Source organism: Cetobacterium sp., from assembly GCF_048470075.1.
Lineage (GTDB): Bacteria > Fusobacteriota > Fusobacteriia > Fusobacteriales > Fusobacteriaceae > Cetobacterium_A.
This window is the reverse complement of the sequence record NZ_DBGBQB010000388.1, coordinates 1-15,794: the sequence shown is the minus strand read 5'-3', so window position 1 is coordinate 15,794 and position 15,794 is coordinate 1. Positions and strand designations below refer to the sequence as shown.

The 15,794-nt window shown below is 29.2% G+C and carries 16 protein-coding genes; 7 read left to right on the top strand and 9 right to left on the bottom strand.

Annotation, left to right across the window (positions count from 1 at the left end; genetic code table 11):
• The 3 genes from ACMOUI_RS13550 to ACMOUI_RS13540 form a co-directional block, all read left to right on the top strand.
• Nucleotides 1-1,192 (top strand): hypothetical protein (locus ACMOUI_RS13550; RefSeq protein WP_418966222.1); only part of this gene is annotated, 1,192 nt, incomplete at its 5' end.
• A 9-nt stretch (nucleotides 1,193-1,201) separates the two neighbouring features.
• Nucleotides 1,202-6,721, top strand: coding sequence for a discoidin domain-containing protein (locus ACMOUI_RS13545; protein WP_418966221.1), 5,520 nt, complete (start codon nucleotides 1,202-1,204; stop codon nucleotides 6,719-6,721).
• A gap of 69 nt (nucleotides 6,722-6,790) precedes the next feature.
• Entirely contained in the window at nucleotides 6,791-7,408 is a 618-nt protein-coding gene (locus ACMOUI_RS13540; RefSeq protein ID WP_418966220.1) for a MarC family protein, read from the top strand.
• 35 nt (nucleotides 7,409-7,443) lie between these two features.
• Here ACMOUI_RS13540 and ACMOUI_RS13535 read toward each other — a convergent pair whose 3' ends face one another.
• Nucleotides 7,444-7,989 (bottom strand): helix-turn-helix domain-containing protein, encoded by a 546-nt coding sequence (locus tag ACMOUI_RS13535; RefSeq protein WP_418966219.1) that lies wholly within the window; start codon nucleotides 7,987-7,989, stop codon nucleotides 7,444-7,446.
• Nucleotides 7,990-8,124: 135 nt separating this feature from the next.
• On the opposite strand from ACMOUI_RS13535, the gene ACMOUI_RS13530 reads away from it, so the two are divergent.
• On the top strand, nucleotides 8,125-8,298 hold the full coding sequence (locus ACMOUI_RS13530; RefSeq protein ID WP_418966218.1) for a (2Fe-2S)-binding protein: 174 nt from the start codon (nucleotides 8,125-8,127) through the stop codon (nucleotides 8,296-8,298).
• Between the two features lie 39 nt (nucleotides 8,299-8,337).
• Here ACMOUI_RS13530 and ACMOUI_RS13525 read toward each other — a convergent pair whose 3' ends face one another.
• Nucleotides 8,338-8,961, bottom strand: a complete 624-nt coding sequence (locus tag ACMOUI_RS13525) for a hypothetical protein (protein ID WP_418966217.1) — start codon at nucleotides 8,959-8,961, stop codon at nucleotides 8,338-8,340.
• Nucleotides 8,962-9,146: 185 nt separating this feature from the next.
• Here ACMOUI_RS13525 and ACMOUI_RS13520 point away from each other — a divergent pair, with 185 nt between their 5' ends.
• The 3 genes from ACMOUI_RS13520 to ACMOUI_RS13510 all read left to right on the top strand — a co-directional run bounded on the left by ACMOUI_RS13520 (nucleotide 9,147) and on the right by ACMOUI_RS13510 (nucleotide 11,807).
• A complete protein-coding gene (locus ACMOUI_RS13520) occupies nucleotides 9,147-10,172 on the top strand; it encodes a hypothetical protein (RefSeq protein ID WP_418966216.1) in 1,026 nt (341 codons plus the stop codon).
• A 79-nt stretch (nucleotides 10,173-10,251) separates the two neighbouring features.
• Nucleotides 10,252-11,211: a BMP family lipoprotein gene (locus ACMOUI_RS13515; protein ID WP_418966215.1), complete on the top strand. Its 960-nt coding sequence runs from the start codon at nucleotides 10,252-10,254 to the stop codon at nucleotides 11,209-11,211.
• A 2-nt stretch (nucleotides 11,212-11,213) separates the two neighbouring features.
• Nucleotides 11,214-11,807 (top strand): NAD(P)H-dependent oxidoreductase, encoded by a 594-nt coding sequence (locus ACMOUI_RS13510; protein WP_418966214.1) that lies wholly within the window; start codon nucleotides 11,214-11,216, stop codon nucleotides 11,805-11,807.
• 55 nt (nucleotides 11,808-11,862) lie between these two features.
• Here the strand turns inward: ACMOUI_RS13510 and ACMOUI_RS13505 are convergent, their stop codons facing one another.
• From ACMOUI_RS13505 to ACMOUI_RS13475, 7 genes are all read right to left on the bottom strand, one after another.
• Nucleotides 11,863-12,009 (bottom strand): hypothetical protein, encoded by a 147-nt coding sequence (locus ACMOUI_RS13505; protein WP_418966213.1) that lies wholly within the window; start codon nucleotides 12,007-12,009, stop codon nucleotides 11,863-11,865.
• Between the two features lie 79 nt (nucleotides 12,010-12,088).
• Entirely contained in the window at nucleotides 12,089-13,144 is a 1,056-nt protein-coding gene (dinB, locus tag ACMOUI_RS13500) for a DNA polymerase IV (RefSeq protein ID WP_418966212.1), read from the bottom strand.
• Nucleotides 13,145-13,267: 123 nt separating this feature from the next.
• Entirely contained in the window at nucleotides 13,268-13,693 is a 426-nt protein-coding gene (locus tag ACMOUI_RS13495; protein ID WP_418966211.1) for a tyrosine-type recombinase/integrase, read from the bottom strand.
• A gap of 23 nt (nucleotides 13,694-13,716) precedes the next feature.
• Nucleotides 13,717-14,049 (bottom strand): Arm DNA-binding domain-containing protein, encoded by a 333-nt coding sequence (locus ACMOUI_RS13490; protein ID WP_418966210.1) that lies wholly within the window; start codon nucleotides 14,047-14,049, stop codon nucleotides 13,717-13,719.
• Between the two features lie 64 nt (nucleotides 14,050-14,113).
• Nucleotides 14,114-14,317: a hypothetical protein gene (locus ACMOUI_RS13485; RefSeq protein ID WP_418966209.1), complete on the bottom strand. Its 204-nt coding sequence runs from the start codon at nucleotides 14,315-14,317 to the stop codon at nucleotides 14,114-14,116.
• A 558-nt stretch (nucleotides 14,318-14,875) separates the two neighbouring features.
• Nucleotides 14,876-15,163 carry a hypothetical protein gene (locus ACMOUI_RS13480; protein WP_418966208.1) on the bottom strand — a complete coding sequence of 96 codons (288 nt, stop codon included), beginning with the start codon at nucleotides 15,161-15,163 and terminating at the stop codon, nucleotides 14,876-14,878.
• Nucleotides 15,164-15,309: 146 nt separating this feature from the next.
• Complete coding sequence (locus ACMOUI_RS13475; protein WP_418966207.1) at nucleotides 15,310-15,666, bottom strand: recombinase RecT; 357 nt, start codon at nucleotides 15,664-15,666, stop codon at nucleotides 15,310-15,312.
• Nucleotides 15,667-15,794 lie beyond the last annotated feature (128 nt).

Here is a 15,794-nt window from a genome sequence, read left to right as displayed (position 1 = left end):
CCTTAATATAGGTAGATATCTATGGATTAACAACAATGAGGTAATTAGAAAAAAATTAAAATTTAGAGCTTCCAATGAAAATAGAGAGGAGTATTTTTCCACTTTAAAAATAAAGAAAAGCTTATCAATAGTACCTATGGGAATGACCTTTAAAGCTAAAAAAGAGTATTTAATCATTTCAAATGAAGATATTAATCTATATGTAGTAAAGAGTTTTGAGAGTTTAAGAGATAATAAAATAGAGATTAAAAAGGGATTAAACTCAATATATTTAAAAGAGGATATGGCAGAGATGTTTTTAGTGGATAATATCGATAAGAATATAGAAATGGTTGTATTTAATATGGATGAGATAAAAAATTATTCCATTGGAAAAGTTAATTATAAAGACTTTTTAACAGAAAATACTAAAGAATTAGGAATGGTACAGGGTAAAAACTTTATTTGTCAATTGAATAAAAAAGAGATAGCTAATACATATAATGAGTTTGAGTTTTTACAAAGTGTTGAAAACTTAGATACAGTTTTAAACTATGTATATTTTTTATTGAATAGAAATGAGTATTATCATATTTCACCATTTAAAAGAGTACTGATTCAAGGGATAAATAACAGTATAGTTGAACAAAAAAATACACAGGATGGAAGCTACACCGTTTTTGGTGGGATGTCTAGATTGATGTTTAATAGAACGATTGAAGAATTAGCAAATCCAAACTTTTGTAGAGTAATAGCAAAGGATTTCATAGGGGAACATGAAGGAAACATAGAGATCCAAGAGTTATTAAGTTTTTTATTGACAAAGGAACTGGAATTTAGATATTCAAGAGTGATGATAATACCAGAGGATAGTCAAAAAGCTCTGTGGATAAAGTTAAGACTATTTTTTAATAGCGATAGATTTTTACCAAATTTATATAAGAGATTTCAAGCTCATGATTTTGAAGGAGCTACAAATCATTTGGAAAAAGTTATTTTATGGACAGTGGAGATACTACAAAGAGATGTATCTAAGTATTTTATTGAAAATGGATATGAACTTTCAAGGGAGATATTGTCTAAGTGTAATGAGTATCCAGAACTAGCAATAGATTTAATTAGAGTTACTTTTTCAAACTATAAGGAGTTAATAGAGGAAGAGATAGCCATAATAAATGAAAATTATAAAAGAAACTTAGAAGGGAATATTTAAGGGGGGAAGATGAGTTCAGAAATAACTTTTATCAGAAATGGAAATGCTCCTAGTAGTAATAATTTTAACTTAAAGTTAAGTTCAAATTCTATAATAAAAAATTTAATAATAGAAAGTCAAAATAATATTTTTCCTGAAGAGTTAAACTTAGAATTTAAAGATTTTATAGGAAATAATATAAAATTGAGAGCAAATAGATTAAGAGAGATGGGAAATATACAGGAGTGGGAAGTAGACCCAGTTTTGACAGATTCAGTAAAAGTTAAAATTGGTGAATCAGAAGCGTCAATAATAAATGTAACTCCAGTTTTAACAGATATAAAACCATACTATGCTCAAAGTGATATAGATACAAGGATACCTAAAAGTGAGTTTGAAATAACTTCAGTTAACAATGGAGTAGAGATTGAATTAAAAAATAGTAAAATTATAGACAGAATAAAATTAAATAAAAATTTCATAAACTTAGAAATTTTTTATAGCCCTGGAGATGGACAAAGTTGGATATCTTTAACAAAGATACCAGTTAGTGAAACACTAAAAATTCATCCGGTGATGGTAAAGAAATTTTTATTGATGGGAATAGAGGGTACACAACTTTCAAAAGAGGATATTGAAATTTTTATATTTAACTATCTGAGTGTAGAGATTGAAAATCTTTTTTCAAATGAGGAATATACAGAGTTAAAACCTGAGGTAACAATAGAGAGAGTTATTGAATTACAGAAAAAAACAGATTTAACACAGGAATATATAGACAAACTATCGATTGCCAAAAATATTCTAATTGGAGGAATGATGGGAGAAACGATTGAATACGTAAGCAATGAATTTAAAGTAGTAGAAAGTTTTAATTTTATAACTGAAAAGAGTATATATCGTGTTAGAGCTACATACACAGATAGATATGGGAATGAAAAAAATATAGAAACAGAAAATATTAGCGAAAATAAAGTGGTAACTTTTGAAATATTTTATGCTAAAGATATAACTTTTACAGTTTTTGCTTCATCTGAGATAACGGGTATAGAAATAGAGGAGATAGAGTTAAATCAAGATGACTACTATGCTCAAAGAGATATTGATACAAGAGTCAATAAAAGTAGTTTATTAGCTAGTTCAGGCTGTGGAGTTTATGGGAGTTTAGGAGCGCATAGAGCTATAGATGGAGATGAAGCTACAAACTTCCATAGTAATGAGTATACAGATATTGGATATGGAGATTTTTATTTAAAAAATTCATTTCCAAAAGTTATAGATAGAATAAATATATTAACAAGACCAAACTCATTGGGAAGAATTGATAACTATAAGGTTTTATATAAAGAGAAAGCTTCAGAAGAGTGGCTAGAGATAGGAGAATCCATAAATGAAGGCGTAAGTGGAAACTGGAGAAACATAAGATTTAGCCCAGTCTTTGCTTCTGAAATATGTATTAGAGTTACAAAATCTAATGACAACTTTGTAATAATTTATGAGTTAAATCTATTTGAATATAATAAATTAAATGATATATTGAGGGATTTATTTATAGATGCTGAGTGTACTCAGTTAAAAGAAACGGTAACATTGGAGATGTTAGATGAGATTGAATCTCGTTTAGGGACAACGGAGGAGTACATAAACTTATTTAAAAATGCAAAAGCGTTATATATAAGTAGATTAGAACCTCATAGATTCAGAGTAGAAACAGAGAGTAAAAGTGTAATTTCAACATTGAGATTAAATAACATTGGTAGAGTTCTAAAAGGTGAAATAAAGTATAGAGATGAACATGGATATGAAAAAATATCTGATTCATTAGAAATATTAGAAGAAAATAGTGGGGTTATAATAGAGTTTGAAAAATTTTATGGTAACAGTTTTGAGCTATCTCTATATGGTCCAATAGAGCAAAATAGCAACATTGAAGTTATAGAGATTCCACAAGAGGAGTTCTATGCAAATGAGGATATAGATGTAAGAGTTGATAAAACAACAATGACTGCTAAAAGTTTATGTGGTCAATATTCAAATAATGCCCCGAGGTACGCTATTGATAATGATATAGTTACAACATTCCACAGTGCAGATTATAGAAACTATGGCACAGGAGAGTATGGAGATTTCATTTTAGAGCTAGATAAAGTAAAATTAATAAATAGAGTAAAGTTCCAAACTAGATCTTCATATAATGGAAGAATAAAGGCTTATGAAATTTTATATAGAACAAAAAATACTGAAGAGTGGAAAAAAGTATTTGAACAATTGACAGAGGAAAGTGGAGATTTTAGAGAAGCTGTATTTAGACCTGTTTTAGCGTCAGAAATTTGTATTAGAGTAACAGATGGTTATAATTATTTTGTGGTTTTTCATGAGATAGATGTATTTAAATATAATACTTTAGAGGAAAAAATAGGAAATCTTTTTACTGATGAAACTCAAACTGCTATAAAAGATAGTGTGACTTTAGAGGAGATTGAAGCTTTAGAAATAGGGTTAATAACAGAAAGTTATATAGAAACTTTAAAAAAGGCGAAAGAGTTATATATTGATTCATTATTACCAGAGGAGTTTGAAATTCCATTAAATGAAAATACAATTTTAGATAAAGTTGAGTTTATATGTGATGAAAGAATACTAAGAGTATGTTTAGCATATGAAAATTCATTTGGAGAAAGTATAGTAATCAAGTGTAATCCGGTGATAGAGGAAGAAAATATAACATTAAACTTTAGAAAAATTTTAACTAAAAAAGCAAGAGTTTTAATATATGGTGCAAATAGAATATATAAAATTAAAAATAATACATATCCTTTATCTGAATTTGGTATAAATGAGGATATAGATACAAGAGTAAAGTTTGAAGAGCTACAAGCTTCATCAAATGTTGAAGATTTATCTTATCCATTAGCAAATATGTTTGATGGAGACACCAATACGAGATTCCACACTAGAAATTATACTGACTATGCTCAAGTGAACTTAAAGTTAAATAGAGAGTATCTAATTGATAGATTGAGACTTATAAGTTTTAGAAGTAATAGTTCTGGACTTATTAATAAGTTTAAGGTACTGGTAAAAGACTTAAACCAGGAGAAGTGGATTGAGTTTGGAAGCTATGATGTTGAGTCCTATAAAAATGAATGGTTAATGGTAGAAAATAAACCATACTTAACTGATGAGATATGTGTAAGAGTAGAGGATTCAGTGAATAAGTGGGTTATAATAAATGAGCTGGAACTGTTTATACATAATCTACTGGAAACAGATATAAATAACATCTTTGAAGACTCCACTTTTGAGAGTTTAAAATCTGAAGTACAGTATGAAGATATCTTAAAGTTAGAGAAAAGATGTCTTATAACAAAGGCATATAAAGAGAAAGTAAAAAAAGCGAAGACTCTTTATTTAAAAAGAATAAAACCAATTTCTTTTGAAATAAAAAATAATAGTTATGAAATACTGAATGCAATCGATATTTTACTTAGAGAAGAGACTGACTATATATATGATGTTAAGCTGTATTTTAAAAATCATTTTGCTGAATTAGAAGAGATAGAGGAAAAAGTTATAGGTTTAAATGAAAATGGAAAAATGAAAGTGCAATTTTCAGAGATATTTACAGATGAATTAAAGGTAGAAGTTTATATAAATGAATATGAAAAATGGAAAATAAATTGTGTTCACTTAGAGCCAGTGGATCAAAGTTTATACTATAATTTAACCGATGTTTCAAATGATTATCCAATGGAAAAAATAGGTATCCAGACAACTTGTGGCTATCCTGGTGCTATTGGGTCAATGGTTGATGGAGATACGGATACTTACTATCATTCAGCAGGGTTGGGAGAGTTATTTTTTACTTTTGAAGACAGAAAAGTTATTGAAAACTTTATATTTGTATCAAAGCATGCCAATGGATCCAATGGAGTAGTCTATAAAGCGACACTATACTTTAAAGATAAAGAAAATAGTGAATGGAAATTATTATATGCCTATGAGACACAGAGTCCAATAAGAGGAGAAAATATCATAACATTCCCTCCAGTATTAGCAAAAGAGATTTGTATTAAGTTTGAAAAAACTCAGGCTAGTGTGGTTGTTCTTAATGATGTAAAATTCAATATATACAATAAATTAAATGAAAATATAGAGAACTTATTTGCGGATAAAGTTTTATATAAAATTTTAAATGTTGGAGTTAAGTTATCCACTATTGAAAAGTTTAGAGCAAAAGTATCAACTAATAAGGTATTGTTAGCAAAACTTTATATAGCGGAGTCTATTCTAAAAAATAAAAATGAATTACCTTTTGAAACTTATAAAATAAAAAGCATATTACAGGATACAAATTACTATTTTAATCCTTTAAAAACAAATGGTACAGGGGATGTTTCATTAACTCCTTACTATATATTACCCAATAAAGATTATGTTATTGTATGTAGCAAAGATTTAAATGCTCATATAGTTTTGAGAGAGAATAAACCACAAGCAGAACACTCATTCACTTTAAAAAGAGGGGTTAATATAGTAAATTTAGGAGAGATTACTGGTCAATTAGTTTTAACAGGATCTAGAAAAGATAGTATAGAGTTATACTCTTTAAATGAAAAAAATGCGATAGTATATAGATACGGAGTTACAATAGAGGAGGAGTTCTATAAAATACCGGATAATACAACTTTAATAGAGGATAGAGATAAGATAAAACTGAACTCAAACTTGGCATATATAGAGGGTAAAAATTTTATAGGTGCGGTAAAATTTGATTGGTTAAAAAACAATATACCTGAGGGGACATTAACTCAAAGGGTAGAATTAACTGATGAATTTTTAGATTTTCTTTACTATATAGATAATATCAACTCTTATTTTAATAACTCTATTCCATATAAAAGAGTTATGTGGATTGGTTCTAATGATGATAACCCACATGCTGGAGGTTCATTCATGGGAGGATATACGGCATATAGTGGAGGAAGCCATGACATATTAAAATCAAGTTTAAGAGATTTTGCATTAGCATGGGTTGTAGGTCATGAAGTTGGTCATGAGATGGATGTAAATTACTACCATATGGATTTATTTGGAGAGGTATCAAATAACTGGTATGCTGAAGAATCAAGGGTTCAATATACTAATAGCATTAGAACAAAAGATAATATGGTATCTGTTGGGCAAGGAGATCAAGCAATAAATGAGATGGGATTATTCGATAGATTAGCATTTTGGTTTAAATTTAGATTGTATTATGGAGATCAAGATTTCTTTGTAAAGATGCACCAATATATGCAAACTATCGAAACAAACTCTATTGAGGATATTTCAAGTAAATTAGCTACCTATGTGACTAGAATAGTAAAAAGAGATGCAAGTGACTATTTCTTAAAACATGGATTTACTTTAAATCAAGAAGCAATAGACTACTGTAACAACTATCCTAAATTTACAAGAGATATAGCACAGATAACTTGGGATAATCAAAATGAGTTTAGAGAAGAGGAAAAAAGAACATTTAACCTGAATTATAAAAAAAATATATAAAAAACTTTACTTTATTAATTTATTTATATATTATAGTTGTAAATAAATTAAAAGAGGAGATTAATAGGCATGGGAAAAGAGTTTGTCATAGATATAATGACATATGTCCTTACAATAATTGGAATTTTAAATCCATTTGGAAATGTACCCTTATTTATGACATTAACAAAGGATCAAAATTCTGAAATAAGAAAAAAAATGTACAATGCAATAGTATTGTCAGGGTTTGGAATAGTTACAGGATTTATTGTAGCTGGAGATTTTTTTATGAATTACCTATATAAAATAGGTATGAATGAGTTGAGAGTGGCTGGAGGTATGATACTAGTTGTTGTCGCTTTCAGAAATCTGCTAGGTCTGGGAGTATCTAAAGAGAGTTCAGGAAGCGTGATGTCTGAAAAAGATGCGATAAGATATGCTATAACGCCATTAACTTTTCCCATGCTAGTGGGTCCAGGAACTATATCAACAGTTATGATTATTCATAAAGAGGCTGGTTTAGTAATATCAGTGGGAGCAGTAGCGGTAACTTTTTTAATAATGAAGTTTTTATTTAGCATTTCAGACTGGTTGGATAAGGTTCTGGGAGAGGTTGTATTATTTGTACTTTCCAGAGTTATGCAGATATTCATAATGTCAGCTGGAGTTAAATTGATTTCAAATGGGATAAAGGGAATATTTATGTAATAAAATGGAGAGATTTTTATCTCTCCATTTTTACTTTATATAGTAACTGCAAAAATGATTTTACTAGAGTTTGAGGTAAAGTTTTCCCAACTATGTTTGACAAATTTCTCTATTTTGATGCTATCTCCTTGAAATAGAACGTATGATTCATTCTCTAAATTAAGTTTAACCTCCCCCTCTAATATAAAGGCAACCTCTTGTCCCTCATGACCAATCTCCTTCTCTTTAGAAGAGGAGTATGGACTTAAATTTAAAATCATAAACTCCACATCAGTTTGAGGTTCTGGACTTAAAATTTCATAGGAAACCCCTTCTCCTTTAGATGGAGTGATGATTTTTCTATCTTGCGCTCTAACTATATGCACTTTTTTTAAAGTTTCTTCTATAAAAAATTTGTAAAGAGGAATGTCTAGAGCAATTGAAAGATTTTTTAATGTATTTATAGATGGATTTGTAGTTCCTTTTTCAATTTGACTCAAAAGTGCAGAAGTAGATTTTATTTTTTCAGCTAGTTCTTTTAAGCTTAAATTTTGATCTGTTCTAAATTTTTTTATTTTTAACCCAAGGTTTATACTGTTCATTTTTATTCTCCTAAATATTTTTTCCTTCCCTAAAGTATAACTTATTTTAAGAATATTTGCAAAGTCCCAAATAAAAATATTGTAAATACTATACTAATATGGTATAATTTAAAAAAAAGATTTTGGAGGTTTAAAATGTCTGAAAATACAATGATATGCTACTGCAAAGGAGTTACTTTAGGAAAAGTTTTAGCTGCTATTGAAAATGGAGCTACTACATTGATGGAAGTAATAGACACAACTGGAGCAGCTTCTGGTTGCGGTAGATGTTTAGATAGAATAGAAGAAATTATAAATAATGAAAAATAAAAATAGCTCTATCATAGAATAATATGATAGAGCTATTTTTTACCACATAGATGGAGTAGCAGTGTATTGACCAGTTTTAGAGTTTTCCTCTACATTTAAGTAAACAACCTTATTTGAATTGACATTAACATAATTTGAAATAGCTGACACTAAGTAAGGGAAACTACTTCTAGGATCACTGTTATCACTTTTTAAACTTCCAACAACTTGCCAAACAGCGTTATTATTTTTAGTATAAGCTGAAAGCTCCAATCTTTTTACAAAATACGTAGTAGCACTGATAGAATTCATCCACATATCTCCATAAAATCCATTGTATATTCCACCATAAGGACCATTCCACCATGGATTGATAGGAGCTGGATAAGACTCTAAGCTAGTGTATGGACCTTTAACTTTATACCCATACACAATGTTGTATAGAGCATCTTTTTGATTAAAAGTTCTAGTGTATCCTTTGGTTTGAAGCATATTTTGTAGTATGATTTCAAAAGATTGTTGCTGAAGTTGCAGTCCAGGGGTATTTGTGGAAAGATAGTATGTCCCACCATAAGCCTGTTGAGTAGAGTATGAATCTACCGCGATAACTCTACTATTTAAAGCACTACATCCCTGAAGAAAAAGCAGTAAAAAAGATAATAAAATTGAGATTTTTTTAATCATATTTAAACCTCCTATAAGGAATATCTATATCCTCTCTATTCAAAAATTATTTTTAAATCCTTTTTAATTTTGAATCCTTTTTAATTAGAGATAAGAAAATAAATTATTAAAAAGGAAAAAGAATAAATAATTAGTATACTTAAGCTGAAAATGACAGAAAAACATTTTAGTATGGGAGGTAGGTTATGAAAAAGTTATTTTTAAAAACACTTATTGGATCTTTACTTATTGCTGGAGCTACATATGCGGAAGAGTTTACTCCAAATGGAAGCTTAGGTTTTACTCAAACTTTTTATGGAAATGCAGGTAAATATAAAACTGAAGCATCACACCCATCAGCAGTTTTAAGTTACAATTTTGCAAAAGATTGGAACATTACTTTACAATGGGATAGAGTTTGGAATATGTATGATTATAATCATGGAGAAAATCAACAAAATAACAATTTTAGTGGACCAAAGGCTACATTAAGTTATGATCATGGAGTAATAGAAAATTCTAAAATAAAATGGACATCATCTTTAATGGTAGAAAATGAAGCTGAATTTAATGGAACAAATCAAACATATGTATTTGCACAGACAGCTTTTGATTTTTCTGAATATCTTCCTAAAGGGGAGTATATTCAGGCAACACAATTTGCTATATCACCAATGTATATATATGGTTGGAGTACAAAGGGACCATCAGGACATGTTAACACAGGTATTTTAAGCTTATTAACAAATTGGAAATTACCAGCTGACTTTACATTTACTTTTAATGCTTATGCATTTAGAGAGTGGTATAATGGAAGTTTTGAAATAGGAAATGGAAATACAAATTATGATACTGCAAACTATTTTATGGTATTAGCATGGTTAGGATACTCAAAAGAGTTATATAAATTTAATGATCAAACATCATTAGCGTTTAATTTCACTGGAGGATTTGACCCATATATCTCATCTAACAGAAGTGCTGTATGGGATCCGTTTATAGTAGGAAATCAAATGTATGAATGGTTAGGACCAGCAGTTGACAGCGGAAATACTAAGAATACATACGCAGTATTCGCATTACCACAATTAGAAGTAACATATAATTACAGTGAGGATTTAGCATTCTCTGTTTTTGCACAAGTTAAGTATTCGAACCAAGTTTGGGGAGATACAGAAAAAGATTGGAAATTACAACCACAAGGTGGAGTTAGTGTAACATATGATTTTTAGTTGATTAGGAGCTATCTTTTGATAGCTCTTTTTTTTATTTTGTTATATAATAAAATTAACAAAATAGGGGAGGTTTTTTATGAAAAAATTTGGGAGTATCATTATCTTTTTACTTTTATCTGCAACAATTTTAGCAGCACCATTAAAAGTTGGTTTGATTTTGGCAATGGGAGGTTTGGGGGACAAATCTTTTAATGATTCAGCATATGCTGGTTTATTAAAGGCACAGAAGGATTTTGATATTGAGATTAAGTATGTTGAACCAAACTCATGGGTGGAAGACTCATATTTTTTAGAGGAATACTCACAGAATGGATTTGATTTAATAATAGCTACATCTTACACAGCACAAGATGCTATGGAAGATATAAGCTCAAAATTTCCAAATACAAAATATGCAATTGTAGATACAAGAGCTAAAGAGGGAGAAAATATTGCATCATTGGTTTTTGATGAGAGTGAGGGATCATTTTTAGTTGGTGCTATAGCAGCTAAAATGAGTAAAACAGGAAAGATTGGATTTATTGGGGCTTTAGATATACCTTTAATAAATAGATTCAAAAGTGGATATGAACAGGGAGCTAAATATATAAATCCCAATATCTCTGTAATAACGACATATGTTGGTGGAGATGCTCCATTCAATGATCCATTAAAAGGGAAAGAGCACGCTTACTCTTTAGCTAATCAAGGGGTTGATGTGATATACCACGCCTCAGGAAATACAGGTATAGGTGTTTTGGAAGGGGTTAAAGAGAAAGGTATCTACGGTATTGGAGTAGATTGTGACCAAGATGATATTGTAAAAGGACAAATATTGACATCGATGTTAAAAAATGTAAATAATGCTATATATAAGGTGATAGAGGATACAGTTAATGGAGAGTTTAAAGGTCAGGTATATAACTTTGGATTGAAAGAGGATGGAGTTGGAACAACAGACTTCAAATATACAAAAGATGTTATAGGAGAGGAAAATATAAAACTAGTAGAAAAAATAAAAGAGGATATTATACTTGGAAATATAAAGGTGAAATAGATATGAAAATTCTTGTAGTGGCAACACATCCAGATATTGAAAACTCTAGAGTTAATAGAGTTTGGTTAGAGGCTTTAAAAAAAGAGAAAAATATTACTGTTAGATTTTTAGATGAAATCTATAAAGAAAATAAAATAATAGACATAGAGGAAGAGAAGAGGTATTTAGAAAGTGCTGATAGAGTAGTTTTTCAATTTCCATTTTACTGGTATACTATGCCAGCTTTAATGAGAGAGTATTTTGACAAAACCTTGGAATATGGATGGGCCTATGGACCAAATGGTGATGCGTTAAAAGGAAAAGAGTTTTTAGTTGCAATATCTGTAGGAGCACCTGAATATTCATATATAGGAGGAGGATATAATAACTTTACAATAACAGAGTTATTAAGACCTTTAGAAGCTACAGCAAATGCAATTCAGATGATTTATTTACCATATTTTGCGCTCTTTGATATTCCTAGACTGTCGGATGAGGAGATTAAAGAGTCAGCATATAAGTATATAAAGTATATAAACAATGAGGATATTAATCATAGAAAAGTTTTAGAGAGGTTAAAAAAAGAGAATAAAGAGAGTAGTTTTATAGATTTATAAAAAAAGGTCACTGAGAAGTGGCCTTTTTTCATAATATATTTTTTAACTAATGGTGTTACTTGTCTAAAACTGGTGTTACAATAATCTCTTTTCCAACTGCAACTGGTTCTACAATTACAACTTCTTCCTCTTTAGGTTCAGAACTAGAGCATCCAATAAAGAATAAACTAAAGAAAATACTTGCTAAAACAATTTTTTTCATAAACTTCAGCCTCCTTTAATATTTTGAATTAACATAATATACTGAGGAGCAAATAAAATTCTTTTTTTATGGGAAAAAATTAATAAAGTTTTTCAAAAGTGAGTTGTCTGTTAGAATAGCTCTCCAAGTTGGAAAAGGAAACACCAAGAAGTTTAATATCATTGACTAAATTTAGTGAGACTAGAATTTCATCGAGCATTCCTTTTAGAATGTCTTTATCATCACTAGGAATAAATCTAGTTTTTGAACGTGTTATAGTTTCTCTATTTTTAAAACGGACTTTTAAAGAGATAGTTTTTGTTAGAAGCTTCTTATTTTTAAGACGGTTATATGACCACTGGAAAAGTTCATCAATCTCTCTACTAATCTCCTCTTCTGAATCAAGAGGAATTCTAAAAGTATTTTCATTACCTATAGAGTGAATAGCTCTATTAAACTCAACCTCTCTGTGATCAATCCCACGACTATATGTATATAGTAACTCCCCTCTAGAAGTTCCATATTTAGCTACAAGTTCTTTTAAAGAGAATGGATAGATATCTTTTACGTAATGAATATTATTCTTATTTAGAAGTTTTTCAAATTGTTTTCCAACACCAGGAAGTTTTCTGATATTTTTTTCTTTTATAAACTCAATAAATTCATCCTCATTATTAAAAATATGCTGTCCACCAGGTTTATTTATATCTGAGGCAATTTTCGCTGTGAGTTTATTAGGTCCAATTCCAACTGAACAAGTAAGACCGGTGATTTCATAGATTCTTTTTCTAAATAAATTAGCAAAAACCTCTTTTGAAGGAAACTTTGAAATGATATCAGTAATATCAACAAAGCCCTCATCAAGAGCGATAAATTCAACTTTGTGAGTCAATTTTAAAACTAAGTTTTGAATAATTTTAGATTCATAAGAATATTTATCTTTATTAACAGGAAGAACAATGAGTTTAGGGCACAATCTTTTAGCATCTAAGGTATTCATAGCAGAATGGATACCAAATTTTCGAGCCGGATAACTAGCTGTAGTTACAACGCCGCCAGCAACAACAATGGGCTTATCTTTATATTTAGGATTGTCTCGAATTTCAATTGAAGCATAAAAAGCGTCCATATCGTAGTGCATTATTAATTTTCTCATATTTCCTCCTTTTGATTAATTTAGGTTTATAGAAACCCTCATAAAATAAGGGTTTCTTAAATTTGGTTATTTTATAAAATTTACTGTTTTTTTATATGTAGCTAACAAGTAGCTAACAAAATATTAATTCAATAATTCAACAGCTTTTCTTAGTTCCTCAGTATCTTTGTGAGTGTAAATATTTTCTGTAACAGAAAAATCTGAGTGACCAATAAGCTTAATAATTGAAGTTTGGTTGGCATTAGCATTATTTAATAAAGTAGCAAAAGTATGACGAGTATCATGAATAGTATGAGCTTCAATATTCAACTCTTTTAATAACTTTTGAAATCTAGGTTTAAAAGTTGAATAAGCTAACTTTTTAGTGGTCTCCCCTTTTACAAAATATTCTTGATCTTTTATCATATTAGTAAGAAATAAGTTAAAGATTTTAGAAGATATTGGAATTACTCTAACACCAGCATCTGTTTTACTTTCTTTTATAGTAAGGCATGAGTTGTGTAAATCGATGTCTTCATTTTTTAGGTTAAGAAGTTCACCAATTCTCATTCCAGTGTAGATGAGAATTAGAACTATATAGATATATTTACAATAATAGGTAATGGTTCAAAACCTCTCATTCTATAAATATGTGTACTTATAGTTGTTTTTTGTGTAACTTTTTTAGTGTATGCATTCCACCATAAATCCAAAATATTTTTAAAAGTTTTCTTACTATATAGTAATGGTTTTTTATTGTAGTTATATAAAGCCTCTTGAGCTTCTCTCTTCGTAGCAAATGTACCTATAGATTTTCTAATTTGTTTACCATCACTAGAAAACTCTATTGTAGCTCTAACATACCATGGTTTCCTTCTTTTTGCCTTTAATTTACAAATAGAACCACTTCCATTTGAATTTTTCATATAATTTCCTCCTAATTTATTAAAATAAAAAAGAGGGATATTTCACAATAATATGATACCCTCTTTAATTAAATTTATCAATCATAATTTGGATAGACTTCGTGAAATAATTTTTACTAACTTTTCCAGATGAGATACATTCTTTATGGATTCCTTTTCTAATTGCCATATGATTAATTTCTTTAATCTTTCTATAAGCTGTAGATATTGAGACATTTAACATTATGCTCACTTCATTAACAGTGTATACTAAGCATTTTACTTCCATAGTTATTTCTCCTTATTTATTATCTTTAGTTAATTCGTTGATTAATTGTTCATGTATTTCAGATTCGCAACTATCACAAACATTATCATAATATTTTTTATATATTTTATTTGCTTAATTGCATGTAATTGTTTTATATTTTTCATTTTTTATCCTCCAATCTCGATAGTTTCAAACCATAATATTTTTTCAGTTTTACAAATGTTTTATGCATGTTCTGTGGCTAGCTCCTATATTAATTTTTTAGTAAACAAAAATTTTACTTTTTGATATTGATATTGTATAATTCAACTAAGACCTGAAGGGGTCAACCATGAATTATTTTCTAAAGAGCTTTAGCTCATGTTCAGAATATCAGCCCTCAATTTGTTGGGGGCTTTTATTCTGCCTCTGAACAGGGCAGTGAAAATAATTCATGGAGGTGTTGGTATGATATACTTCAATGTAAATACCATAGCACTAGATGGGGGAGCACTAGCATTTTTAGTAGCTTTGATTTTAGTGTTATGGATTGCTAGAAAGTAACGCCCACTCCTCCCCTTCGGGGACTTAATTTAATTATTCCATTCTCTTATCAGTTTCAACATCAATTATATTCTCAAGAATTCTAAAGTCTTTTTTAGTAAGAGTATTAAAATCAATTTTTAGCTCACTAGCCTTTTCTATCAAATCAAATTTAATTAAATCTGATTGTCTAAGAAGTTCTAACTTTTCTTCATTTGTTGCAAGTTCAATATTTCCAATTATCTTATTCTCTTCATTGGTATTATCAACATATTCAACATTAATAGTTCCCTCTTCAGATATGCTTTTAATAGAAGAACCATCAATTTGCTCTTTAGTCATATATAAAGTATTTCTAAATCCATTTGTAAACTCTATATAAGAGGCATAACCGATTGTTTTAGCTTCTAATTTTTGGTTTATATCCTCAATAAATTTAAAATTAAATTCGCCAATAAGTAGATTATAATTCTCTAATTCTCCCTCTTTTATCTCAATAGAGTTAATATATTTATATGTCCACTTCTTAGAGCTAGTTGAATGTAACCTTTATAGCCCATTTGAAATTGAGCCTTATCTTTATAAGGCACAATATAAGCATAACCTAAATTCTTTTCTATTGGTAAATCTAGTGTTGCACTTGTTATTGCTGAATTTATAATTGATTGAGGTTTACAATCTTGAAGTTGTGGAGTTCCTTCAACTACTCCAACAATAGCCATCATAAAGTGTCCTGCCTTATCTCCTAGTAAACTTTTTATTTGTTTTCTTATTGCTTCAGTAGCAAGTAGAGATTTTAAAGCAGGAATCCCTGTTCCATTAATCCCTGTACGGGAGTTTCCCAAATTTAGTGTAAATTGTAAAAATTAAATATATATATTTTACCTTCTTGGCTATTAATTTGTATAATTAAATTAGTAACTGAGGAGGTTTTTTTATGGCTAGAAAAAATTCAGAAGTAAATCCACTTGTT